At 71.5% G+C, this 23,468-nt stretch carries 22 protein-coding genes; 11 read left to right on the top strand and 11 right to left on the bottom strand.

All coding sequences use genetic code 11. The annotated features are described in order from the left end of the window. Positions 1-93: 93 nt before the first annotated feature. Complete coding sequence (locus DEJ46_RS04645; RefSeq protein ID WP_150264302.1) at positions 94-789, top strand: TetR/AcrR family transcriptional regulator; 696 nt, start codon at positions 94-96, stop codon at positions 787-789. Between the two features lie 27 nt (positions 790-816). Here DEJ46_RS04645 and DEJ46_RS04640 read toward each other — a convergent pair whose 3' ends face one another. Next, positions 817-2,397, bottom strand: a complete 1,581-nt coding sequence (locus tag DEJ46_RS04640) for an amino acid permease (RefSeq protein WP_150264301.1) — start codon at positions 2,395-2,397, stop codon at positions 817-819. Between the two features lie 466 nt (positions 2,398-2,863). On the opposite strand from DEJ46_RS04640, the gene DEJ46_RS04635 reads away from it, so the two are divergent. The 3 genes from DEJ46_RS04635 (at position 2,864) to DEJ46_RS04625 (ending at position 6,427) form a co-directional block, all read left to right on the top strand. Further along, positions 2,864-4,066, top strand: coding sequence for an NAD(P)/FAD-dependent oxidoreductase (locus tag DEJ46_RS04635; protein ID WP_150274094.1), 1,203 nt, complete (start codon positions 2,864-2,866; stop codon positions 4,064-4,066). A 226-nt stretch (positions 4,067-4,292) separates the two neighbouring features. Then, positions 4,293-5,342 carry a hypothetical protein gene (locus DEJ46_RS04630; protein WP_150264300.1) on the top strand — a complete coding sequence of 350 codons (1,050 nt, stop codon included), beginning with the start codon at positions 4,293-4,295 and terminating at the stop codon, positions 5,340-5,342. 128 nt (positions 5,343-5,470) lie between these two features. Then, positions 5,471-6,427, top strand: a complete 957-nt coding sequence (locus DEJ46_RS04625) for a sigma-70 family RNA polymerase sigma factor (RefSeq protein ID WP_190622438.1) — start codon at positions 5,471-5,473, stop codon at positions 6,425-6,427. Positions 6,428-6,724: 297 nt separating this feature from the next. Here DEJ46_RS04625 and DEJ46_RS04620 read toward each other — a convergent pair whose 3' ends face one another. Then, positions 6,725-7,438, bottom strand: coding sequence for a TetR/AcrR family transcriptional regulator (locus DEJ46_RS04620; RefSeq protein ID WP_150264298.1), 714 nt, complete (start codon positions 7,436-7,438; stop codon positions 6,725-6,727). 79 nt (positions 7,439-7,517) lie between these two features. Here DEJ46_RS04620 and DEJ46_RS04615 point away from each other — a divergent pair, with 79 nt between their 5' ends. Next, positions 7,518-9,050: a serine hydrolase domain-containing protein gene (locus DEJ46_RS04615; RefSeq protein ID WP_150264297.1), complete on the top strand. Its 1,533-nt coding sequence runs from the start codon at positions 7,518-7,520 to the stop codon at positions 9,048-9,050. 106 nt (positions 9,051-9,156) lie between these two features. Here the strand turns inward: DEJ46_RS04615 and DEJ46_RS04610 are convergent, their stop codons facing one another. The 4 genes from DEJ46_RS04610 to DEJ46_RS04595 form a co-directional block, all read right to left on the bottom strand. After that, positions 9,157-10,176: a hemolysin family protein gene (locus DEJ46_RS04610; RefSeq protein ID WP_150264296.1), complete on the bottom strand. Its 1,020-nt coding sequence runs from the start codon at positions 10,174-10,176 to the stop codon at positions 9,157-9,159. Further along, positions 10,173-11,489 carry a hemolysin family protein gene (locus DEJ46_RS04605; RefSeq protein WP_411757715.1) on the bottom strand — a complete coding sequence of 439 codons (1,317 nt, stop codon included), beginning with the start codon at positions 11,487-11,489 and terminating at the stop codon, positions 10,173-10,175. Before DEJ46_RS04605 ends, DEJ46_RS04610 begins: the two co-directional genes overlap by 4 nt. Positions 11,490-11,632: 143 nt before the next feature. Beyond that, complete coding sequence (locus tag DEJ46_RS04600) at positions 11,633-12,652, bottom strand: hemolysin family protein (RefSeq protein WP_150264294.1); 1,020 nt, start codon at positions 12,650-12,652, stop codon at positions 11,633-11,635. Then, positions 12,649-13,986 (bottom strand): hemolysin family protein, encoded by a 1,338-nt coding sequence (locus DEJ46_RS04595; protein ID WP_150264293.1) that lies wholly within the window; start codon positions 13,984-13,986, stop codon positions 12,649-12,651. Before DEJ46_RS04595 ends, DEJ46_RS04600 begins: the two co-directional genes overlap by 4 nt. A gap of 409 nt (positions 13,987-14,395) precedes the next feature. Between DEJ46_RS04595 and DEJ46_RS04590 the strand changes: the two genes are divergently transcribed. The 4 genes from DEJ46_RS04590 (at position 14,396) to DEJ46_RS04575 (ending at position 16,982) form a co-directional block, all read left to right on the top strand. Then, the gene (locus DEJ46_RS04590; protein WP_030211971.1) at positions 14,396-14,617 is read left to right on the top strand and encodes a hypothetical protein; all 222 of its coding nucleotides are present in this window, start codon (positions 14,396-14,398) and stop codon (positions 14,615-14,617) included. A gap of 88 nt (positions 14,618-14,705) precedes the next feature. Beyond that, positions 14,706-15,758: a sporulation protein gene (locus tag DEJ46_RS04585; protein WP_150264292.1), complete on the top strand. Its 1,053-nt coding sequence runs from the start codon at positions 14,706-14,708 to the stop codon at positions 15,756-15,758. A gap of 429 nt (positions 15,759-16,187) precedes the next feature. Beyond that, positions 16,188-16,406, top strand: coding sequence for a hypothetical protein (locus DEJ46_RS04580; protein WP_150264291.1), 219 nt, complete (start codon positions 16,188-16,190; stop codon positions 16,404-16,406). A 120-nt stretch (positions 16,407-16,526) separates the two neighbouring features. After that, complete coding sequence (locus DEJ46_RS04575) at positions 16,527-16,982, top strand: tellurite resistance TerB family protein (RefSeq protein ID WP_150264290.1); 456 nt, start codon at positions 16,527-16,529, stop codon at positions 16,980-16,982. Positions 16,983-17,088: 106 nt separating this feature from the next. Here DEJ46_RS04575 and DEJ46_RS04570 read toward each other — a convergent pair whose 3' ends face one another. The 4 genes from DEJ46_RS04570 to DEJ46_RS04555 all read right to left on the bottom strand — a co-directional run bounded on the left by DEJ46_RS04570 (position 17,089) and on the right by DEJ46_RS04555 (position 19,515). Beyond that, entirely contained in the window at positions 17,089-17,268 is a 180-nt protein-coding gene (locus DEJ46_RS04570; RefSeq protein ID WP_150264289.1) for a hypothetical protein, read from the bottom strand. Beyond that, the gene (locus DEJ46_RS04565) at positions 17,265-17,999 is read right to left on the bottom strand and encodes a hypothetical protein (protein WP_150264288.1); all 735 of its coding nucleotides are present in this window, start codon (positions 17,997-17,999) and stop codon (positions 17,265-17,267) included. The genes DEJ46_RS04570 and DEJ46_RS04565 overlap by 4 nt, the downstream gene beginning before the upstream one ends. A 177-nt stretch (positions 18,000-18,176) precedes the next feature. Next, complete coding sequence (locus DEJ46_RS04560) at positions 18,177-19,106, bottom strand: M56 family metallopeptidase (protein ID WP_150264287.1); 930 nt, start codon at positions 19,104-19,106, stop codon at positions 18,177-18,179. Between the two features lie 4 nt (positions 19,107-19,110). After that, positions 19,111-19,515, bottom strand: coding sequence for a BlaI/MecI/CopY family transcriptional regulator (locus tag DEJ46_RS04555; protein WP_150264286.1), 405 nt, complete (start codon positions 19,513-19,515; stop codon positions 19,111-19,113). A 204-nt stretch (positions 19,516-19,719) separates the two neighbouring features. Between DEJ46_RS04555 and DEJ46_RS04550 the strand changes: the two genes are divergently transcribed. Both DEJ46_RS04550 and tatA read left to right on the top strand, forming a co-directional pair. Beyond that, a complete protein-coding gene (locus tag DEJ46_RS04550; RefSeq protein ID WP_150264285.1) occupies positions 19,720-20,295 on the top strand; it encodes a TerD family protein in 576 nt (191 codons plus the stop codon). Between the two features lie 40 nt (positions 20,296-20,335). Continuing rightward, on the top strand, positions 20,336-20,605 hold the full coding sequence (gene tatA, locus DEJ46_RS04545; protein WP_150264284.1) for a Sec-independent protein translocase subunit TatA: 270 nt from the start codon (positions 20,336-20,338) through the stop codon (positions 20,603-20,605). Positions 20,606-21,280: 675 nt separating this feature from the next. Here tatA and DEJ46_RS04535 read toward each other — a convergent pair. After that, positions 21,281-23,182, bottom strand: coding sequence for an NAD-binding protein (locus tag DEJ46_RS04535; RefSeq protein WP_150274092.1), 1,902 nt, complete (start codon positions 23,180-23,182; stop codon positions 21,281-21,283). Between the last annotated feature and the right edge of the window lie 286 nt (positions 23,183-23,468).

Below are 23,468 nucleotides of genomic sequence, written 5' to 3'. Positions count from 1 at the left end.
TTCCCATTGCCCGCGCGTTTCCGGTCGGTTACCGGAAACTCACCCCGGCCGCTCGGTCCGGAGGAACCGCGGGCGCTGTGCGAGGATCACGGAGTGAGCACGCCGAACACGCCCACCAGCAGGAGAGTCGGCCGCCCGCGGGCCCAGGAGCGCCCGGCCGGCGGCCCGGAGCCGCGCGACGAAGTCATCGCCGTGGCAGCCGAGTTGTTCACCACCCGCGGCTACACCGCGACCTCCACCCGGTCCATCGCCGAGCGCGCCGGGCTGCGGCAGGCGTCCCTCTACCACTACGTCGACGGCAAGGAAGCGATCCTCGCGGAGCTGCTGGAAGGGACCGTGCGTCCCTCCCTGGAGGTGGCGGCCCGGCTTGTCTCCCGCGCGGAGGCGCCCGCGGAGGCGCGCCTGTGGGCGCTGTGCCACTCCGACGCGGCGCTGCTGTGCGCAGGTCCGTACAACCTCGGCGCGCTCTACCTGCTGCCCGAGGTGCAGACGGAGCGCTTCGCCGTCTTCCACCGGCTCAGGGCCGAACTCAAGGACTCCTACGCGTCGTTGCTCGCAGCCACGGAGCCCGGTGCGGCCCTCGGCCCCGAGGAGCGGGCGCTCCGCGCCGACCTTCTCTTCGGTCTCACCGAGAGTGTGATCCTCATCCGGCGCGCCGACCCCGCCCGCGATCCCGCGGCCCTCGCGGCGGCGACGGCCGACGCCGCGCTGCGGGTGGCCGGCGTGCCGCAGCGCTCCCTGACACGACTGCGCCGCGAGGGGCGGGAGCTCCTCGCGGCACAGGTCTGACCCACGGCTTCCGGACGCCGTCCCGCCTCAGGCGCGTACGGCCTCCGGCTCCGGCGCCGCGGGGCCTCCGTGTCTCGTTCTGTCCGGCCGCCCCTCGGAGCCCTCCCGGCCGCGGTACCAGCGGTACGTCGCACCCGACGCGACCGTGGCCGCGAGGACCAGGACGGTGAACCACCGGAAGTACCAGTGGCCGCCCTCGGGGTCGTACACCTCGGCACGCGGCCAGGCGAGGTTGACCGTCATGAAGAGGCCGTAGGCGACCGCGAGCGCGTTGACCGGAAGTCCCCAGCGGCCGAGGGAGAACAGCGGACGCCCGAGTTCGTCGCGCCCACCGTCGTCCGGCCGCCACTCGCCCCGTAGCCGCCGGATCAGCATCGGACCGGTGACCATGGCGTAGGCCAGGTAGACCATGGCGATGCAGGTGGTGCCGATGGCGAGGAAGGCCTGCGGGGAGGCGAGGTTGAGCAGGAGCAGCAGTCCCGCGCCGACACCGACCACCACCGCCGCCGTGCCGGGCATTCCGGTCCTCCGGGGCACCCGCGCCAACGCCGCCGACCGGGGGAGGGCGCCGTCACGGGCCATGGAGAAGAGCATGCGGGTCGCGGAGGTCTGGATCGCGAGGGTGGCCGCGCAGATCGCCACGGCCACGTCGGCGAGCAGGACCCTGCCGAGGCCGTCGCCGAGGGTGCTGGTGAGCACGTACCCCAGGCCCTCCGTCGCGAGGCGCCCGTCGGTGAGGCTGGGAGCGGCGAGCAGTCCGCCGAGGAGCAGCAGCCCGCCGCAGACGCCGGAGGTGGTGAGCGCGGTGAGCGTCGTACGCGGCGCGGTGCGCCGGGGGTTGACGGTCTCCTCGCTCATCTCGCTCGCGCTCTCGAAACCGATCAGGACGTACGCGGCGGTGAACGAGCCCACCAGAAGCGCCGTGATCAGGCTGCCGTGACCGCCCGTGTGCAGGGTGATCCCGGGATCGCGCTCCGCGTGGGTGGCCAGGAGGGTGACGATCAGCGCGACACCGGCGATCTCGGCGGTGACGCCGATCGTGTTGACGGCCGACAGCGCCCGGTTGTCCAGGACGTTGAGCAGGGTGGTGAGCGCCAGCAGGGCCAGGCCGAGGAGGGCGGCGTTGACGGCTCCGCTGGTCGTCGTGGGCGACGGGTCGCCGCCGACGATCTGGAAGCCGGGCCAGACGGCGGGCAGGACGATCTGGAGGGCGAGCGCGGCGGCCGCCACCACCACGATCCGTCCGGTGACCATGATCCAGCCCGCGTACCAGCCGAAGGCGGGGCTGCCGAGCCGGCTCGCCCACTGGTAGATCGCCCCGGCGATGGGCAGCCGGGCGGCGAGCTCGGCGAAGCAGGCGGCGACGAGGAGCTGTCCGACGAGGACCGCGGGCCAGGTCCAGAAGAAGAGCGGCCCTCCGAAGGAGTAGCCGAGGGAGAAGAACTGGAAGACGGTGGTCAGCACGGAGATGAAGGAGAACCCGGCGGCGAAGGAGGCGTATCTGCCCATCCGCCTCCGCAGCTCCTGGGGATAGCCGAACGGGGCGAGAGCGTCCCCGCCGCCGGGTGGAGGGGGTGTCGGCGGTGCGGGATCGGTGGTCACGGTCATGGCGGTCCCCTGTCGCGGAGGTAAGTCGTCCCTGCGAATTCCTGTCGGTTGACAGAAATTAGGGACGGCCCGTTTCCGCCACGTGTCGCGGCCATGTCCCGTCCGTTAGTGACTGCTCTCCGAGCACGTGTGCCCGGAGTCCGGGGGAGCCTGGCGGCCGGTGCGCGAAGAGCCCCGTCGGCGCGGCGCGAGCCAGAAGAGCCCCGTCGGCGCGGCGCGAGCTACGGGAGTCAGCCGCTCGGGCGCACAAGGATCACTGGACTTGCGTGCCCTGGCGCTCGGCGGTCGCCCGTACGGGCCCTGCGCCACTCGCCACCGTCCACCCGCTGACGACCCGGGCCGCCATCGCGGTCGTCCGAACCACCCGAGAGAGATGTGACCCACGTCACGCGTGGCGCCTGTCAGGAATCGGGGCGCTGTTCCGCTCAAGTCACCGAGAACCAACCGAACCGACAGGAGCACCAGCATGAAGCACCGCATCGTCGTCCTCGGCGCCGGCTACGCAGGGGCCTACGCGGCCGGAACCCTGGCCCGTCGGCTGTCCCCGGCGGACACCGAGGTCACCGTGGTCAATGCCGAGCCGGACTTCGTCCAGCGGCTGCGGCTGCACCAGCTCGCGGCCGGCCAGGAGATCGAGGCTCCCCAGCTCACCGACGTCTTCGCCGGCACGGGGATACGGCTGCGCCTGGCCCGCGTCACGGCCGTCGATCCCGAGCGCCAGGTCGTCGCTGTGGCCGACGCCGACGGCGGCGGCGAACTCGGTTACGACACGCTTGTCTACGCGCTCGGCAGCCACGGTGACGACCACGGCGTCCCCGGCGTGGCCGAGCACGCCTTCGACGTCGCCGCCCGGCCCTCCGCGCTGCGCCTGCGCGAGCGCCTGGACAGCCTGGAGAAGCGGGGCGAAGGCGTGAATGTACTGGTCGTCGGCGACGGGCTGACCGGGATCGAGACCGCCACCGAGATCGCCGAATCCCGGCCCGGCCTGTCGGTGGCGCTGGCCGCCCGCGGAGAGCTGGGCGCCCAGCTCTCCGCCGGAGCCCGCGGCCACCTGCGCCAGGCCTGCGACCGGCTGGGCGTCACCGTCCTGGAGCACACCAGCGTCGAAGCCGTCGAAGCGACGCGGGTGCTGTGCGCCGACGGCACTGCTCTGGCGGCCGACGCGACCGTGTGGACGGCCGGATTCGCGGTCAGCTCCATCGCCGCAGCAGGCGGGCTCGAGGTCACCGAGAACGGGCGGATCGTGGTCGATCGCACCATGCGGTCGGTCTCGCACCCGAACGTCTACGCCGTCGGCGACAGCGGCTACGTCACCGGCGACAACGGTCGGCCGCTGCCGATGTCCTGCGCTTCGGCCGGCTACACCGGCCGGCAGGCGGTGGACGCGATCGTCGGACGTCTGACCGGCGGCAAGATCGCGAACACCAAGCTGGAGTACCTGGGCAACCACATCAGCATCGGGCGGCAGGACGGCATCCTGCAGATGGTCGACGACGGGGGGCAGGCGAAGCCGAAGTACGTGGGCGGCCGGAAGGCCGCCCGGATCAAGGCGGGCATCGTCTGGATGTCGTTGTGGGCCACCTCGAACCCGACCTTCGGCCTGCCCAAGCGCAAGCACCACCTGGCCGCCGCACCGAAGGCGTCCGACACCGAGAAGGCGGTCGCGTAGCCGCCAGGCCGCGCTGCACGATCTTGAGCCACTCGACGCCGTGGTCACCGGTGAATCCACCGTGGCAACCGGCAGACGGCTCCCGGCCCCCGCCTGTCCTGGCAGTCCGTGACGAGAAGCCCGCATCAGCGCTTCCGCCACGTCTGCAATCCGGCAAGAACTCACCCGCGTCGCGGCCGGAACCCCGCTCACCCGGCGATGAACTCCCTCCTCTGAAGGAGAAGACATGTCCACCCAGGCCGCGCCCCCAGTCGGCGCGTCGCCCTCCCCCTGGCCGGCCGTCGCCAAGGCAGTCGCCTTGCTCACAGTGGGCATCAGCCTGCTGCTCACCGCCTTCGCCTGGCCGTCGGTACGTTCATCGGTGCATGACGTGCCGATCGCCGTCGCCGGGCCCGCCCCCGCCGTCCAGCAGGTCACGCCCGTACTCGACCAACGGCTTCCCGACGGCTTCGAGGTCGTCGAGGTCGCCGACACCGCCGCCGCCGAAAGGCTGATCCGCGACCGTGAGGTGTACGGGGCGATCGACCTCAGCTCCGGCACCCCCCAGGTCATCACCGCGTCCGCCGGAAGCGCCGCCGTCGCCCAGACGCTGCACGGCATCGCGGCCGGCCTCGGCCAGGCGCGGGCCCCCGGCGCCGCGGTCGCCGCCCGCGACCTCGTTCCGCTGCCGGCCGACGACCCGCGCGGCGCCGGACTGGCCGCCGGGGCCCTGCCGTTGGTCATGGGTGGCCTGCTCGCCGCCCTGCTGTTGACCAGGCTCGTGCGCGGCGGCGTCCGCCGTGTCACCGGAGCGCTCGCTTTCGCCGTCACCGGCGGACTTGCCGTGGCGGCGATCCTGCAGTTCTGGTTCGGCTCGCTCGACGGCTCGTACGCCGCCAACACCGGGGCCATCGCCCTGACCGTCGCGGCCATCGCCCTGACCATCCTCGGTCTCGAGTCGCTGCTCGGGTACGTCGGCTTCGGCCTCGGCGCCGCCATCATGATGCTCATCGGCAACCCCCTGTCGGGCACCGCGACCGCACCCGAGATGCTGCCCGGCTGGTCCGGCACCCTCGGCCAGCTGCTACCCCCTGGGGCTGGTGGTCAACTGCTGCGCTCCACCGCGTTCTTCGACGGTCACGGTGCCACGCACTCCGCCACCGTCCTGGCGACGTGGCTCACGCTCGGTACGGTGCTGTGCCTGGCCGGCAGCCTGCGCCGACGCCCTATCGCCACCACCGAAGGCACGGTCGAAGGAGCGGCGGCCGCACAGCCGGCCACGCGCGCGACGGTCTGACCCCCGCACCCGACGACCCTCGCGGCGCGACCGCCCTCTTCCCCCACCGACTTGGCGCGCAACACCCCACCTCCACAGGGCAAACGCCCTGAGGCGAGCCTTCCGCCACACCACATAGGGTGGTCCGCATGGACAGCACCGCCATTGATCGCTTCGACACCAGCCGGTTCGAGGCGAGCCGGAACCGGCTGGCCTCGTTGGCGTACCGGCTGCTGGGTTCCGCCACCGACGCCGAAGACGCGGTGCAGGACGCGTTCCTGCACTGGCAGGCCGCGGACCGGCAGCGGATCAAGGTGCCGGAGGCATGGCTGACGAAGGTCGTCACCAACCTGTGCCTGGACCGGCTCCGCTCGGCACAGGCCCGCCGCGAACGCACCGCCGGGGCCTGGATGCCCGAACCGCTCCTCGACGGCGATGCGTTGCTCGGCCCGGCCGACACGTTCGAGCAGCGCGAATCGGTCTCCCTGGCCTTGCTGACGCTCATGGAGCGCTTGTCCCCCCTCGAGCGGGCCGTCTACGTCCTGCGCGAAGCGTTCTCCTACGGTCACGCCGAGATCGCCGAGATCCTCGACATCACCGAATCCGCAAGCCAGCAGCATCTCCACCGGGCCCGGCGCCGCATCACCGCCGCGCGCCGCGGCGAAAGCGAGGTCGACCCGGCATCCGCCCGCAGGATCGTCGAGGAGTTCCTCGCCGCCGCCGCCTCGGGTCGTACCGAAACGCTGGTGGCGCTGCTCACCGACGACGCGACCGCGATCTCGGACGGCGCCGGTGGCACGGCCGAGAAGCTGCTGCGGTTCGACACTCCGCAGCGCATCGCCGCTGTCGTACGGGCCGGCTTCAAGCCCACACCGGCGAAGAGGCGACTGGCCGGCGGCACACCGGCGATCCACTACGCGGTCGTCAACGGCGCCCCCGCCATCCTGTTCGTCCTCGTCGACCAGGTCATCGGCGCCGTGACGTTCGACATCGCAGGCGGCAGGATCGCGACGGTGCGCGGCATCGCCGCCCCCGCCCGCCTCGTCCGCCTCACCGAGGCCTGGCGGGAGCACGGACCGGACACGCCGCTCGTCGCCCAGTGGTGACCCGCCGCCGACCGTGCGGCCAGCGGCGGCACCCGGCGCTGCGAATCAATCCCCACAAGCGCCCGGGCCAGTTCGGCTGGCGAGCGTGGGCCGAGCCCGTCGTCGGGGACTGGTGTGTGTGATGCGCCAGCGTCCCGCCCGACCTGGTTGCGATCTCCGCTTCCTCGCTCGCCTCGCCTCGCTCCAGCCCGTGCCCCGCTCCACCCTGCCGGTCGAGTGAGGCAGAGCAGCGCGCCATGCCAAAACTTCGGGAGACCAGCAGAATCACGGCCAGGACAGGAGGCATCGCCACCGGCGTCAGCAGACGTTCCCCGGCGAGGAGGCTGTCGAGGCGCCGGGTACCCGCGGCGCCCTCGCCGGATCGGCTGACCCTCTGGCGTACTGGCGGCACTCGCCGGTGAAGACGGCGGCGAGTTCGGTCTCGAGCAGGGGTGCCACGAACGGGACCACGGCCGCTTCGGCGGCGCCCTCGGGCTCGCGGTAGACCTGGAGTGCGAGGCCCTCCATCACGGCGGCGAGGCGGACGGCCGCCCCCGACGGATCCACGTCCTCGTCGACCTCGCCGCACTCCTTACCGTTGTGGACCGCGCGGGCGATGTCCTCGCGCAGCTTTCGAGCGGCCTCGGTGTCGACGGCCGCGAGGGCGGGGGCGTCGAGGGCTCGGCCGGCGAACGCGCGGGTGACGCGGTATTCGGCGCGGCGGGCCTCGTCCAGGGGGATGTACTCGGTCATCACCTCCGCCATGACCCGTGCGATGGGCCGCCTGTGCTCGACCCCGTCCCTGATCCGCTCATCGACGCGCGCGCGGATGCGGGCCGAGACCTCGCGGAAGGCGTGGAGCAGCATCTCGTCCTTGGTGCGGAAGTAGTGCTGGACGAGCCCGACGGACATGCCCGCGGTGGCGGCCGTGCGGGCGACGGTGACGGCGTCCAGCCCGTGTGCGGTGATCAACTGGCTGACGGCGTCGGCGATCTGACGGCGGCGTTCTTCGTGGTCGGCGGTTCGCGGCACTTGATAACCGTACCAGCGTACGGTTATAACCGTATGGACATACGGTTATCCGCCGTGCTCCACGGAAGGACGACGCCCCATGCTCAACCCGCTCCGCCGCGCTGCCGCAGCGGCGACAGCCCTCCTGCTCGGTCTGCTTCCCTTAGGTCATGCGCCGGCCGCGGCCGACTCGCCCATCCCCACGGACCGCTTGGCGGCCGTGGACGCCTACGTGCACGACCGCATGGAGGCCACCCGTACGCCCGGGCTCTCCTACGCCGTCGTCGGACCCGACGGGCCGATCCACGCGCGCGCCAGGGGAACGGACGGACACGGCGAACCGGTCACGATCGAAACCCCCTTCCTTTGGGGCTCGGTCGCCAAACCGATCGCCGCGAGTGCCGTGATGACCCTCGTGCAGGAAGGGCGCCTCCGGCTCGACGACCCGGTCGTCGGCCACGTGCCCGACTTCCGCTTCGGCGGCTCCGGTCACGCTTCTCGCGTCACTGTCCGCCACCTGCTCCAGCAGACCGCCGGTCTGCCCGAGTCGGCCACCTTCGAGGTCGCCGACTGCGTCGACCCGGACTGCCCGGGAGCGGTGGAGCGCGTCGCCGAGCTGGACGACGTACACCCGCTCGGGCCGCCCGGCACCACGTACGCGTACAGCAGCGCCAACTACCTCGTGCTGGCCGCCGTCGTCGAGTCCGTGACCGGTCGCCCCTTCGCCGACCACCTTCGGGACAGCGTCCTGCGCCCGGCCGGCATGGACGGGGCGATCGCCGACCGGACATCCGCACGCGAGCGAAACCTTCCTCCCGGGCACCAGCTCCTCTGGGCCATACCGTCCGCGATCGCCGACGGCGTGGACGACGACGGCGCCGCCTACGGCTACACGGGCGGTGACCTGAACGACCTCGCCGCGTTCGCCTCCCTCCAGCTCCGGTCGGGGAGGACCGGCAACGGCACGACGATCCTGACGCCCGAGTCCGTCCGCCTGATGCGGCAATCCGGCCGACTCCAGCCGTCCGGCGCCGACACCGGATACGGACTCGGCTGGCGCGTCGGGGGCCTTGAGGCTCCCCTCGACAGAGCGATCTGGCACACCGGCGCCACCCCGGGCTACTCCGCGATGCTCTTCCTCCTGCCGGAGCGGAACATCGCCCTCGTCCTCCAGCAGAACCTCCACGGCCTTCTCCACGACGGTGCCGTCATGGAAGTCGGCTTCGGCGCCGCCCGCATCCTCGCCGGCGCCACCGCCCCCACCGACGCCCCCTCAGCCGCGACGTACCACGCCACGGTCTGGGGCCTCACCGCCCTGGCCCTCACCCTCCTCGCGGGCACCTTCCACTCCGCCCGCCTGCTCCGCCGACGGCCCGTGTCCCGCCGCGTCGTCCCCACCGTGCTGTGGTGTCTGGCCGGCGCCCTGCCCTGGATCGCCATGGCGGCAGCCCTCACCCTCATCGGGCCCAGGGCGCTGTGGACCTGGACACCCGACGCCTTCATCGCCCTCTGCACGGCAACCACCGCCGGGACCGCCACCATCGCCCTGCGGCTCACGAGGCCGGGCCCGGCGAGGCATCGGGGCGTCCGTCACCCTGAGTGGCCGGGCTCTGGAGGCGGCGGCTATCGGTGACCTGATAGGGGGCCTGCTGTTCCGCAGGGCCGTCGGACTGCCCGCCTCCGCCGCGAAGAAGCCTGCGGTCGGTTGTCTTGGCTCGGGCAGCCCAACGACGCGGATGTCAGACCGTCTGCGGACCCATGAGCCGGACGAGGAGGTCATCGAGGCTGACCAGGCCGGTGAGCGTCCCCTGTTCATCGCGTACGACGGCGAGGGAGGACCGGCGTCGGCGCAGGTGCTCGACGGCCTCGGACACCGTGGTGCCGGTGGCCAGTTCGGGTACGGGGCGGGCGAGGTCGCGGGCGGTGAGGGTCCGGCCGCGGGTGCGGGCGACCAGGGCGTCGCGGGCGTGGACGGAGCCGAGGATGCGGTCGCCGTCGCGGACCAGGAGGCGCGAGCGGTCGGCGTCGGAGGCGCGGGCCAGCAGCGTGTCCAGGTCGGCGTCGGCCGGGATCGTGACGATGTCCGCGGCCGGGGTCTGGAACTCCGCCACCGGGGTCTGGGGTTCGGTCAGGGAGCGGGTGATGAGCAGCGAGTCGGTCTTGTTGATCAGGCCGAGGCGCTCGGACTCCTCGACGAGGTGGGTGAGCTGTTCGCGGTTGTGGACGGCGGCCAGTTCGTCGCGGGGCTGGACGCGGCACATCCGTACGAGTGCGTTGCTGACCTTGTTGAGGACCCAGAGCAGCGGGCGCACGGTCTTGACCACGGCGCGGAAGGGCGGGGTGAGGAGCATCGCGGAGCGTTCGGGGTGGGCGATGGCCCAGGACTTGGGGGCCATCTCGCCGAGGACCATGTGGAGGAAGACCACGATGATCATGGCGACGGCGAAGGCGATGCCGTAGCTGAGCGCTGTGGGCAGGCCCAGCTTCACGAGCAGGGGGTCGAGCTCGTGGGAGATCGCCGGCTTGGAGATCGCGCCGAGGCCGAGGGTGCAGAGGGTGATGCCGAGCTGGGCGCCCGCGAGCATCAGCGACAGCTCGCGCATACCGGCGAGTGCGGCCTTGGCGCCGCGCTGCCCGTCGGCGACGGCCTTCTCGATGCGGTGCCGCTTGGCGGCGACGAGCGCGAACTCGGCGGCCACGAAGAAGCCGCTGCCGATCAGCAGCACGACGGTGACGAAGAGCGCCATGGGGAGGCTCATGCCTGTGCCTCCTCGGCGGCAGACGGGACGTGTTCGATGCGGACGCGTTCGGGGACGTGGCGGTCGAGGCTGAGGACCTCGATGCGAACGTCGTCGACGGTAAGGCGGTCCCCGATCGTGGGGAAGCGGCCGAGACGGTCGATGATGAGGCCGGCGACGGTGTCGTAGTCGTCCTCCTCGGGCAGCGTGATGCCGGTGGCATCCTCGATCTCGTCGAGGCGACGGCCGGCGTCGACCTTCCAGCCGTCGCCGTCCGGCGCGGCCACGGTGACGACGGTGTCGCTCTCGTCGGCGATGTCTCCGACGAGCTCCTCGGCGATGTCCTCGTACGTGACGATGCCGGCGACGCCGCCGTGCTCGTCGAGGACGACGGCGAACTCGTCGTCGCGCTCCCGCATCTGCGCGACGGCCTGCGGCAGCGGCAGCGTGTCGGGCAGCAGGAGAGGTCGCCGGGCGGCCTCGCCCGCGGTGGTGGTGCCGAAGGCGGTCGCGGGCAGGCGCATCAGCTCGTTCACGCCCAGGACACCGGCGACGTCGTCGGGGTGGTCGCCGAGGACGGGGTAGTTCGAGTGGCCGTACGTGGCGATCAGCTCCACGGCCTCGGTGAGGGTGGCGTCCTTGCGTACGAAGACGGCGTCCACGCGCGGCACCATCACCTCGTCCATGGTCCGCTCCGAGAACTCCAGCGCGTGGTCGAGCAGCTCGGCGGTGGCGGGCGGCAGCTCGCCCTGCTCGTGAGACTCACCGATCAGGTGGCTGAGCTCCTCCAGCGTCGCGCCGTGGTGCAGCTCTTCGACCGGCTCGATGCCGACCTTGCGCAGCAGCTTGTTCGCGGCGCCGTCGAAGACGCGGACCACCGGCCCGACGACCTTCAGGTAGACAAGGGTGGAGGACGCAAGCGACTTGGCGAGCCGCTCGGGGACCGCCAGAGCCAGGTTCTTCGGCGCGAGTTCCCCGAGCACCATCTGCAGGACCGTCGCCACCACGAAGGCGAGGACCACGGAGATCGCCGAGACGGCGCCGGCGGACAGCCCCGTCCCCTCAAGCGCGGGCTTCAGGAGCGCCGAGACGGACGGCTCGGCCAGGAATCCGACGACCAGACCGGTGACGGTGATGCCGAGCTGCGCGCCGGAGAGCATGAACGAGAGCCGTTCGAGGACCGTCAGCGCGCGGGCGGCCCGCTTGTCGCCCGCCTCGGCCTCGCGGGCGAGCGCGAGCCGGTCGGCGGCGACGTAGGCGAACTCCTGGGCGACGAAGTACCCGGTGCCGGCGGTCAGAACGAGGACGGCCAGCAGGCCGAGAGCGGCGTTCATCGACCGCACCCCTTCGAGGTGCGGGTGGACGTCGGTCTGGCGGACGCGGACAAGAAGTGGCTCCTTGCAGAAGGGACAGAGCGTTGGAAGGGAGTATCGGGGGGCGCGGGGACCGCCGTACCGCAGGCGGAAGGCCGGCCGGGTCACACGGCGGCGGCCGGTCCGACCAGCTCGTCGAGGACGTCTTCCATGGTCACGTAGCCGAGGACGGCCCCACTCTCACCGGTGACGGCGGCCAGGTGGCTGTCGGCGGCCCGCAGCGCGGTGAGCGTGTCGTCGAGCGGGGTGTCGACGCGGACCCGGGTCACCGCGTGCAGTGCGGTCCGCGGGAAGGGCCTGTCCCTGTCGGTGACGCCGAGGGTGTCCTTGATGTGCAGGTAGCCGAGCACGGCTCCCGCCGGACCGGTGACCGGGAAGCGTGAGTAGCCGGCCTCGGCTGCGGTCCGTTCCAGCCCGGCGGGGGTGATGCGGTGGTCGACGGTGATCATGCGGGCGGCGGGGACGAGGATCTCGCCGACGGGGCGGGTGCCCAGTTCCAGGGCGTCGCGCAGTCGCTCCCCGTCGGCAGGGGAGAGCAGTCCGGCCTGGCTGGTGTCGTGGACCATCCGGGCGAGTTCGTCGTCGGTGAAGACGGACGCGACCTCGTCCTTCGGCTCGACGCGCAGCAGCCGAAGGAGCGCGTTGGCGAAGGCGTTGATGCCGAAGACGACCGGCTTCAGGGCCCGGGTGAGAGCGACGAGCGGCGGGCCGAGGAGCAGCGCGGTCTTCACCGGGGCGGCGAGCGCGATGTTCTTCGGGACCATCTCGCCGATCAGCATGTGCGCGTACGTCGCCAGGGTGAGCGCGATGACGAACGCGATCGGGTGCACGAACCCGTGCGGGACGTGCATCGCCTCGAAGACGGGCTCGAGCAGGTGGGCGATGGCCGGTTCGGCGACCGCGCCCAGGACGAGGGAGGAGACGGTGATGCCGAGCTGGGCGGTGGCCAGCAGCGCGGAGATGTGTTCCAGGCCCCACAGCGTCATCCGGGCCCGTCGGTCGCCTTCCCGGGCCAGGGGCTCGATCTGGCTGCGGCGGACCGAGATCAGGGAGAACTCGCCGCCGACGAAGAAGGCGTTCGTCAGGAGTGTGAGGAAGCCGATGGTGAGCTGGACGGCGGTCATCGGGCCGCTCCGGCGTGCTGGTGCCGGCCCTGGTGAGCGGGCTCGGTGAGGTGGATGCGGTCCGCCCGGTGGTGCTCGATGTCGAGGACGTCGAGCCGCCAGCCGTCGAGCAGGATCGCGTCGCCCTGGGCGGGGATGCGGCCGAGGCGGGTGGCGATCAGACCGGCCACCGTCTCGTACGGGCCTTCCGGCGCGCGCAGCCCTATGCGGGCCAGCTCGTCGATCCGTACGCCTCCGTCGGCCTCCCAGGTGGCCCGGCCGTCCTCGGTGGGCGGCGCGGGCAGCAGGTCGGGGACCTCGACGGGGTCGTGCTCGTCGCGGACCTCGCCGACGACCTCCTCGACGATGTCCTCCACCGTCGCCACTCCGGCCATGCCGCCGTACTCGTCGATCACGACGGCCATGGTGCGGCTCGCCCGCAGCCGCTCCAGGAGCCGGTCGGCGGGCAGCGTCTCGGGCACCAGGAGGGGCTCGGTCACCAGTTGTGTGATCGGGGTGGCCGCTCGGGCGGCGGGTTCCAGGGCGAGGACGTCACGGATGTGGACGGTGCCGATCACGTCGTCCAGGGAGACCCGGTAGACCGGGAAGCGGGACAGGCCGGTGGCGTACGTGAGGTTGGCGGCGTCGGCGGCCGTGGCCTGGGCCTCAAGGGCTCGGACGTCGACACGCGGCGTCATGACGTTCTCCGCTGTCAGTTCGCTCAGGTGGAGCGTACGGACGAACAACTCGACGGAGTCCGCCTCGATGGCACCCTCGGCGGCCGAGTGCCGGGCAAGGGACGCCAGCTCGGCGGGGGTGCGGACGGAGTGCAGCTCCTCGGCCGGTTCCAGGCCGAAGCGCCGTACGAACCGGTTGGCGGTGTTGTTGAGGTGCCGGATGAACGGACCGAAAGCGGCGGTGAAGCCCCGCTGGGGGCCGGCCACGACCTTGGCGACGGCCAGCGGGCGCGAGATCGCCCAGTTCTTCGGGACGAGCTCGCCGACGACCATGAGTACGACGGTGGAGATCGCCACACCGAGAACGGTGGCGACGGAGGACGCCGCACCGCCCAGGCCGATCGCCTCCAGCGGGCCGCGCAGCAGCGCCGCGAGGGACGGCTCCGCGAGCATGCCGATCACCAGCGAGGTGACGGTGATACCGAGCTGGGCACCGGAGAGCTGCACGGTCAGCCGCCGGACGGCACGCAGCGCGCCTTCGGCGCCGCGCTCCTCGGCCTCGACAGCACGTTCCAGATCGCCGCGCTCGACGGTCGTCAGGGAGAATTCGGCGGCGACGAAGACGGCGCAGGCCAGGGTGAGTCCGAGGGCGAGGAACAACAGGAGGACTTCGGTCACCGTGCCACCCCCGCTCGCTCACCGAAGGTCAGCAGGCAGGATCCGGCGCGGCCGGTACTCGGAGGCTCCATCGCGGGCCCGTGGCTCCTTCTCATGAACGACGTGGGGAGGAGGTCGCGCCCCTCCCTGTACTTCTACACCCACTGTAAAGGACCCGGGTCCGGTGTCCACTGTTCACCCACTCACAGATTGCGCCGCCAGGAGTCGACCTCGGGGGTGCGTCCGGCCTGCACGATCGAGCCTCCGGCCGTGGCGTCCAGGGTCGGACGGAGGCTGTTTCCGGACTCTTTCTCGACGAACCTGCCGTCTTGGCGCCCTACTTCGCCGGGACGCCTCTATGCTCTACAGCTGTGTAGAGGACGTGCGTGGCGTGCGCACGTCCTTCGTCGACCCCAGGAGGGCTGCTTCCGTGGCTTCGATCGACCTCGACAAGGTGCTGGACAAGGCCTGGGCGGACAAGGAGCTGCCGGAGATCCTGGCCGCGCCGGTCGGGGCCCTCAAGGGCGTCTCCGACCGTGACGGTGAGCTGCTCCAGGAGGCGTTCGGGGTCAAGACGATCGCCGACCTCGCGGAGCTGAAGTACGTCCGCTGGGCGCAGACACTCGCCGCGCTCCACACCGCGACGAAGTAACCCACATACCGCCGTCGGCGCCCCACACCCCACCCGGGGCGCCGACGGCATCCGAACCGCAGGTGCGAACGAAGGAGTGAACGCCACGATGGTGTTCAAGAGGCTGCTCGGCTCGCTCGGGGTCGGCGGCCCGTCAGTGGACACGGTGCTCGCCCCGGGCGCGGTGACGCCGGGCGGAACGCTCAGCGGGCAGGTCCACCTCAAGGGTGGGGGTGCCGACTTCACCGTCGAGCACATCACCTTGGAGCTCGTGGCCCACGTCGAGGCCGAACACGACGGCGGGGAGTCCGAAGGGGCGGTGGTCTTCCACCGCCAGGTGGTGGGCGGAAACTTCCGCCTCGCGGAGGGCGAACAGCGCAGCGTCCCCTTCTCTTTCCCCCTTCCGTGGGAGACGCCGATCACCGAGCTGTACGGCCAGGGCCTCGGCATCGCCCTCGGCGTACGGACCGAACTCGGCATCGCCGGCGGGAAGGACAAGGGCGACCTCGACCCGCTCGCCGTACGCCCCCTGCCGGTCCAGGAAGCGATCCTCGAAGCCCTCGGCCAGCTCGGCTTCGGCTTCAAGTCGGCCGACCTGGAACTCGGGCACATCCGGGGCACGGGCCAGCGGCTGCCCTTCCACCAGGAGATCGAGGTCGCTCCCTCGCCCCGGTACGCGCACCAGGTCAACGAGATCGAAGTGACCTTCCTCGCCGGCCCCGCCGGAATGGAGGTCGTCCTGGAGGCGGACAAGCGCGGCGGATTCCTCTCCGAGGGCCACGACACCGTCGGTCGCTACACGGTCGGCCATCACGGCGTCGACCAGGCCGACTGGAACGCGGAGGTCGAGTCCTGGATGCGGCAGCTCGTCGAGCACCGCGCCTCGTACGGTTCACCCTCCCCGTACGGGTCCCACGGCGCCTACGGCCACGGGGCTCCGCATGCCGACAAGGAACACCACGGCCACCACGGTGACGAGCACGGTCGCCACTCCGGCGCGGGCACGGGCACCGCGGTCGCGGTGGGTGCGGCCGGGCTCGCCGTCGGTGTCGTCGGCGGCATGATCGCGGCCGAAGCCGTCGACGAGATCGGCGACCTCTTCGAAGGCGACGAGGAGGACGAGGAGGAAGAGGAAGAAGAGGAGGAAGGCGACGAGGGCTGACAGCCTTTCGGGCGCTCGCCCAGCCGTCGCCTCCTGGGCCCGCGACCGCATCCCGGTCGCGGGCCTTCCCGTGATCGGCCGGGATCCCCCCCCCGTACGGCCACACGGGCCATCCCGCGCGCGTCCCAGGGAGCCTCCACCCGGCATTTCCTCTACGGGACTGCAGATTCCGGACGCGGGGGGCCCAGGGACACCGCCTCTCCCCACAGGAGCCCGCCATGCGAGCCCGCCGCCCGCCGGGCAGGCGGCGGGCGGGGCGCGGCCCGGGGCCGTTCCGGGCATCCTGCGCTTCACCGGCACGGGACGGACGGCAGTTCCCACGAGGGTGCGCAGCTCGCGGGCAAGCCCACGGTTCTGTGGTTCTGGGAGCCGTCGTGCGCCAAGTGCCGCGCCCAGGGCCCCGAGGCCGCGGACCTGTACGAGGGGGATATGAACGTCGTCGGCATCGCGGGGGCGGGAGGTCCTGCCTTCCTGGACGAGTTCCTCACCCCCGCAGGTGCACGGCACCTGCGCCGGTTCGGGATCACCGGCCCCGGTACGTACGTTCTGCTCGACGAGGCGGGCGGGGTCGCCGTTCGCGGTGCGGACCTCGACGGGCGACTCGCCAAGGAAGCCGCCTCCCTTGTGGAGGGGCTCCGGAAGCGTTGACTGGAATGGCACCGACCGCACCACCACCTGATAGTTTCTACATCAATGTAGAAGTTGTGGGTGGTCCGGACCGTCCTCGTCCGGCCCGGACCGCCTCCGCCACGTAACGGAGGTCCGAAGATGGCCCTGTGGGACCGCTTCAAGGAGTCTGCGTCGACGATGCAGACGCAGCTGATGGCGAAGAAGAACGATCTGAAGAGCGGTGCGTTCCGTGACGCCAGCATGGCGATGTGCGCGCTCGTCGCCGCTGCCGACGGCAGCATCGACCCGTCCGAGCGCAGCAAGGTCGCCCAGCTCATCATGAGCAACGACGTACTGCAGAACTTCCCGGCGGACGATCTGCAGCGCCGCTTCGACGCCAACTGCGACAAGCTCACCGCCGACTTCGCGTTCGGCAAGGTCAGCGTCCTCCAGGAGGTCGCGAAGGCGAAGAAGAAGCCCGCCGAGGCCCGCGCCGTCATCCAGATCGGCATCATCATCGGTGGCGCCGACGGCGATTTCGACAAGGACGAGCAGGCGGTCGTACGGGAGGCGTGCTTCGCCCTCGACCTCCCCCCGCACGAGTTCGACCTGTAGCCCTTCCTTCGTCGGGGGAGGGGCTCGTACCGTCGCGCGGGCCCCTGCCTCCCTCTCAGGCCCGACCCGTCAGCTGCACCGCGAACACCTGGGACAGCTACTGCTGTCACGTGCACCGGCCGACCTCGTAACGGCTCGGCTTCTTGTGCGCGGCTTCAAGGACCGGACGCTCCTGCTTCACCGTCTCCAGCAGCTCCGTCTTGCGTTCGTGCCGGTGACGCGGCGCGGTCCGGGCGTTGTCGACCGCCCGTGCGAAGCCGCCCGTCCAGAACAGGCGACTGATCAACCGCGCTTGAACTCCGCCGGCCCGGCGTCCATCAGCACCGTGCCGTCGGTGTGCAGTACCGGCCGCTTCTCCGTGAACCGCTTGCTGTAGCGCTCGACATGGCTGACGGACACCCCCTTCGGATCCGTGAAGTCGACGAAGGCGATGGCCACCCAGTACGACGTGTTCGTGTCCTCGTAGAGCGGCACCGTTACCGTCGAGCCGCGCCCGTCCGTGACGACGACCCGGGCACCATAACTGCGGAAGCTGCCGACGCCGTTGCTCAGCGCGCTGTACGCGCAGATCAGCGCGTACCCCTGCTGGTCCGGGCGGAGGATGCTGATCGTCTCCTCGCCCGGCGCTTTCGCATCGCCGCTCAGCTGCATGTACGGCGGTTCCTGCAGGCTGCCGATGTTCTTGTGGTAGAGGGCCCGGCCCGCATCGGTACGGGGGGCGAGCTCCGCTTGCAGAGCCTTGGCCTCGTCCCTGTTCTTGTTGCGGAACAGGCCGCGCTGAATCCGCGGGAAGACATGCCCAGGTGCGTGGTCGGCGCTGCGTACGGCCACGTCAGCTGGCACGAACAGTGCGTAGAGATCAAGATCCGCACCCCGCGCACGGCGCTCTGCGCTGCCGCCGTTCCATTGCAGTGACGCCGTGACCGTCAGACCGCGGTCCTCCTTGTCGAGGGAGATCCGGGCCTGGCCACCCTTGGCGAGACTGACCTGCCCCGGCCGTTCTTCATTGAAGTCCACCCCCGGATTCAACCACCGAAGACCCTGGCTACTTCCGCTGCTCAGCGGACGTTCGTGGAGGGTCGTCCAGACCGATCGGGCCCCTCCACGAGGTCATGCTGAGCAGCATCGGAGCTAGGGGGTGTCCGGAAAGCAGCGCCGTCTGCCCGCAGGTCAGGCGGGACTTTCCGGACCCCCCTAGAGCGGCGTCGCCGCCTTCAGGATCAGAAACAGCGTGACGGCCGAGTTCGCCGAGGACAGTGCGGAGATCGTGGTGCCGGCCGCCGCCCCCCACGCGGCCAGGCCCGCGCTGGTGAACAAGGACGGCCACTGACGTGCGGCCGGAGCGGGGCCCAGCAGAGCGGCCACGCGGCGGGGCACGGGGCCGGCCGAGGCGAAGCCCGCGAGGGTCACCGCAGGTGCGCCACGAGAGAGCAGCGCGGCCTTGCCGACCGCCCGGGCCACGATCCGGCGGCTGCCGATCCGGGTGGCCGCCTCCTCGTCCGCCCAGCGCTCGGTGGTGTACGTGACCGCTGTGCACAGGGGCCGCAGGAACGGGTTGGCGCGTGCGGCGAGTTGCACGGTCAGCAGGAACCGGTGATGGCGGGCGGTCAGGTGGACGCGCTCGTGGGCGAACAGCGCACGGCGCTCCGGGCCGGTCAGGGTGGCGAGCATCGCGCTCGTGACCACGACACGGCCCTTCCGGCCCGGCAGGGCGTACGCGTACGGGTTCGCGTCGGGCAGCACCACGACCGACGTCGCGGGCATGCCCTGCAGCGCGCGGCCGGCACGGCGGCGTACGCGATGATGCCGCCACGCAGCCCGGGCGCAGGAGGCGAGAACGATGATCAGAGTGGGGATGGCGACCTTGCCCGCGACCTCGTCGTAGGGGACGGCCTCGCGGACCTCCGGGTCGGACCAGCCGTCCGGCAGCGGATTGCCTGGCAGTTGCGCGGTGCCGACCACCATCAGCAGCGCCAGGGACAGCGTGCTGCACACGGCAAGCACGCCGGAGACGCAGGTCAGCAGCCAGGTGGCCATCCGCGGATGCAAGTGGTGCTCGGCAAGGCGTGCGACCGGCCATGCCGTCAAGGGCAGGACCAGCGGCAGGAAGACGAAGACCCCCATGCGGTCAGTCTTCCCCTTCCGCGGGCTCCTGAGCCAGCAGATCGCGCAGCAGGCGCTCGTCGTGGGGTGAGAGGGCGGTCACAAAGCTGGCCAGCACGGCCCCCCGGTCCGCCTCGCCGTCCAGGACCTTCCGCATCCGCAGCGCTGCGAGCCCGGCCTCGTCCGCAACCGCCGTCCACTCGAACGACCGGCCCACCCGCTCTCTGCTCACCGCCCCTTTGACGTGCAGACGCGTCAGGATCGTGATGACGGTCGTGTAGGCGAGATCGCCGCCGAGACGCTCTTGTACCCAGCCGGCGGTGCGGGCGCCCGGCGCCTGCCGCAGGGCGGCAAGCACCTGCGCTTCGAGCTCGCCCTGGCCCCGCCGCCGGGGAGGCGTGTCGTGGCCCTCCCGCTTGGCCTTCGTCATTCCGCCGCCCTCCCGTCGACTCGTCCCGCCCGTGTGGGGCGGTTCATCGTACTGAGACGACACGCATCCGCTCGCTTCTGTTTCCGTGGTGTTGGTGGGCGACGCCGTCGGGGACCGGGGGAACCGCTCTCCACTCTTCCCGCTCCTTCTACATCACTGTAGATTTACAGGCTCCAGCACACTACGGCCCGGAAGGAAGACGACATGGGTGTGAGCCTCTCCAAGGGCGGCAACGTCTCGCTGACCAAGGAGGCACCGGGGCTGAACGCCGTCCTGGTCGGCCTGGGCTGGGACGTCCGCACGACCACCGGCAACGACTACGACCTCGACGCGAGCGCCCTGCTCCTGAACGAAACAGGGAAGGTCGCCTCCGACCGTCACTTCGTCTTCTACAACAACCTCACCAGCCCGGACGGTTCGGTCCAGCACACCGGCGACAACCTCACCGGCGAGGGCGACGGCGACGACGAGGCCATCAAGGTCGACCTGGCCGCCGTGCCCGCCGACATCACGAAGATCACCTTCCCGGTCTCCATCCACGACGCCGAGAACCGCGGCCAGAGCTTCGGCCAGGTCCGCAACGCCTTCATCCGCGTGGTCAACCAGGCCGACGGCGCCGAACTCGCCCGCTACGACCTCTCCGAGGACGCCGCCACCGAGACTGCGATGATCTTCGGCGAGCTCTACCGCCATGGCACCGAATGGAAGTTCCGGGCCGTGGGCCAGGGCTACGCCTCCGGACTCGCCGGCATCGCTGCCGACTTCGGCGTCAACGTCTGAGACCCCGAGCGAGACAGCCCCCTCCAGAGAACGGAACACCGTGTTCGGAATCAGCGAGATAGCGATCATCCTCATCGTGGTCATCCTGCTTCTCGGCGCCAAGAAGCTGCCCGACCTCGCCCGCAGCGCGGGCAAAGCGGCCCGCATTCTCAAGAGCGAGACCAAAGCGATGAAGGCCGACGGCACCCCGGACCAGCAGGCCACCTACCAGGTCACCGAGAACCGCCCCCACCAGGACCCGGCCGCCCAGCCCGACCATCGACGCCCCGAAGCCTCGCCCGGGCACACGCCGGGGAACACGCGCCCCTGAGGCCGAGAACGCCTCCGGGCGGGATGGATGTCGGCTCAGTCGAAGGCCGGCTCGCGGAAGGCGTTGCGTACGAACCCGCGCCGTAGGTTCGGGAATCGCCGCCGCACACACCAGGATGGGGCTCTCCCAAGGGGCCCTGGCAACTTTCGGCAGGGTGTTTGGTGGGGCATTTGCGGGCCCGGTCCCAGAAGCCGGTGTCACCCCTCGCGCGCTTACCGATGAGCCGGCAGTGGCCTGGACGAACCAGCGGTCGCGAGCCTCGACACAAGAGCCAGGGAAGGGCCGAGCTAACCGGTCTTGGGTGAGGCTCGATGGAGGTGGAGAGCTCGCAATGACGGCGAAAGGTGCTGTGTCCTCTCTCGCCGTCGAGGTGTAGAAGATCACGTGCCGTGCGTCGTTTCCCGCCGTCCATGACGGAGAGGGTCTCCGGTTCCACACCTCGCGCTACCAGGCGCTCGGCCGGCAGGCCAGCCTGCACGATTGCGGCGACCCTGTAAGGCGCCCCGGCGGGGCCTTCGTCCACACCGTCCGCCACACCGGCGACGCCCACTACGGCGCCGGCACAGCCCGCGGCGACGACATCAACGAACACGGCGGCTTCGCCGTGCACTTCTTCCCCCGCCACCTCGTCGACTCCCTCGCCGACGGCTGGACCCTCGACGAGGTCCACGCCTGTCACCGCCCGGTGCGCGGCTCGCCGGTTGGCTGTGACGGGGCTGCAAGGAGTTCGGCGAGGCCGCGGCGGGTGGCGGCGATGACGACGCGGTCGTCGGGGCGCAGGACGTAGCCGGGGTGGAGGTCCCACAGGAGTCGGGGGTGTTCGCCGTCGTCGTGGGTGTTGGCGAGGTCGGGCCGGCGGGTGGTGGGGGCGGCTGTGTCGAGGGCGAGGACCCGCCAGGCGCCCGGCCGGAAGGACTCGGTGACGGTGCGTCCTTCGAGCTGGGGGTGTCCGGCGACGACGAGCGCGGCGAAGAGGAGGACCTTGCGTTCGACGGGGATGGCGCCGAGGATCTGGCGGCCCATCATGGCGCCGGCGAACGCGGGGGCGGCGAGGTGGGTGACGCTGCGACTGCGGGTCAGGGCATCGGGGTGGGCCGTGCGCAGGGTGCGGTAGACGGCGGTGGCGAACTCGTCGTCGTACAGGCGCAGGGCGACGCGCAGGTCGGCCTGGACGGTACGGGCGTAGAGGACGGCTTCGAGGTTGGTGGTGTCGGAGCTGGTGAGGGCGAGCAGGGCGTGTGCTCGGTGGGTCTTGGCGGCCTCCAGGACGCCGTCGTCGGTGACGTCGCCGAGGACGACGGGGATCCCGAGGCTGCGGGCGAGCGGGATGCCGCGGGCGTCGGGGTCCTCCTCGACGCAGACGACGGGGATGTCGAGCTCGCGAAGCCGGGCGAGGACGCGGGTGCCGATCTTGCCGAGTCCGAGCAGGACGACATGGCCGGACAGGCCGCGGGGCGGGCGCCGCAGCGCGCCCGTGGCGCGGAAGGTACCCAGTGCTTCCAGTGCTCCGGCGACGAGGAGAGGGAGCAGGGCCAGGCCGACGAGGCCGGACAGCAGCTGGAGGACCTGGTGGGTGACCGGCGCGTCGAGCGCGGGGTCGTTGATGGAGAACAGGTCGAGCAGCGTGATGTAGGCGGCGTGCACGGGGTCGGCGTCGGTGAGCACGGTGGTGGTGAGGGTCAGACTCAGCACGGAGGCGGCGATACCGGCGAGCGCCCACCGCAGACGGCTGGAGAAGAGCTCGCCCAGTGGTGCCCCGCGACGGGCCAGGCGCCTCGAAGGCAGGGCGGGGCCGGCGTACCGGACGGTCTCGAGTACGACACTTCCTCGCCCGCTGCTGCCCGCCACGGCTCGGTCGTCGGGCAGGAGGAGGGGTCCCTGCGGGCCGCTGGCCTCCGAGCCCTCGGTGCCTGCCGGGTCGGTGGTGGTGGACGAGAGCAGTGCGAGAGTGCACAGGCCGGGGTCCGGTACCTCGCCGCGTCCGGGCGGGGTGCGTTCGGCGGCGCGCAGGAGCACGCCGTCGGCCTGCACGACCTTGCTCGTCCCGGCGATGGCGGTGGCGGCGAGCGCGGGGGCCGCGGTGTCCGCGTCGGACAGGACCGTGGTGGAGGCGTCCAGGACGCTTCGGTCGATGCCGGGGGAGTGTACGAGGGCGGCCTGGTCGAGCAGTTCCTCCAGGTGCTGCCCGAGCTTGCGGTTGTACATGCGGACCACGAGTCGCAGCCCGGGGCTGAGGCGGCGGGCGGCGATCGCGGCGCGCAGGTTCGTCTCGTCGTCCTCGTAGAGCAGGGCGAGGGCAGTGGCCCGATCCACACGGGCCCGCAGCAGCGTCTCCTCGCTGGGCGCCGATGCCACGACGTCCCGCAGCGGCGGAGGCGCGCTGCCGGTCACGGCTTCGGTGACCGGACCGCCAGACGGCCGCAGCAGCCGCGTGGCACGGGACAGCACGGTGGGCTGTTCGCCCACCGGTTCCCCGTCCAGGTCTCCTGGAGCGACGAGGACGACCCGCTGGCGGTAGACGTCCCGCAGCTCGGCGGCGAGCCGGTGCGCGAGTCCGTCGTCGCCGCAGACCACCATGTGGCCGCCGTCGCGTGGATCTCGGGTGTCCTGGTGCGGTAGCGCGATCACGATTCCCCCGGTGTCGGAGACGAACCCGCCTGAGAGTGCGGGCGGGTCAAGTGTCGGTCGCTGCGGCCTCGGCGTGTGTCGGACGCGGAGTGCGGGGGCGCGAGGCCAGGGTTCGAACCAGCAGGACAAGGCTCGCCACCGCGAGGATGCCGGCGCCGATCCGCACCCAGGTCGGGGTAACGCTGCTCATGGCCGTCCAGCCGTGCCACACGAGGCACAGGACCAGCCCGCCGGG

Origin of the sequence: Streptomyces venezuelae (assembly GCF_008642375.1) — a bacterium.
Classification (GTDB): Bacteria; Actinomycetota; Actinomycetes; order Streptomycetales; family Streptomycetaceae; genus Streptomyces; species Streptomyces venezuelae_G.
Note: the sequence above shows the minus strand (reverse complement) of the source record. Positions and strands in the feature narration are given on the sequence as shown.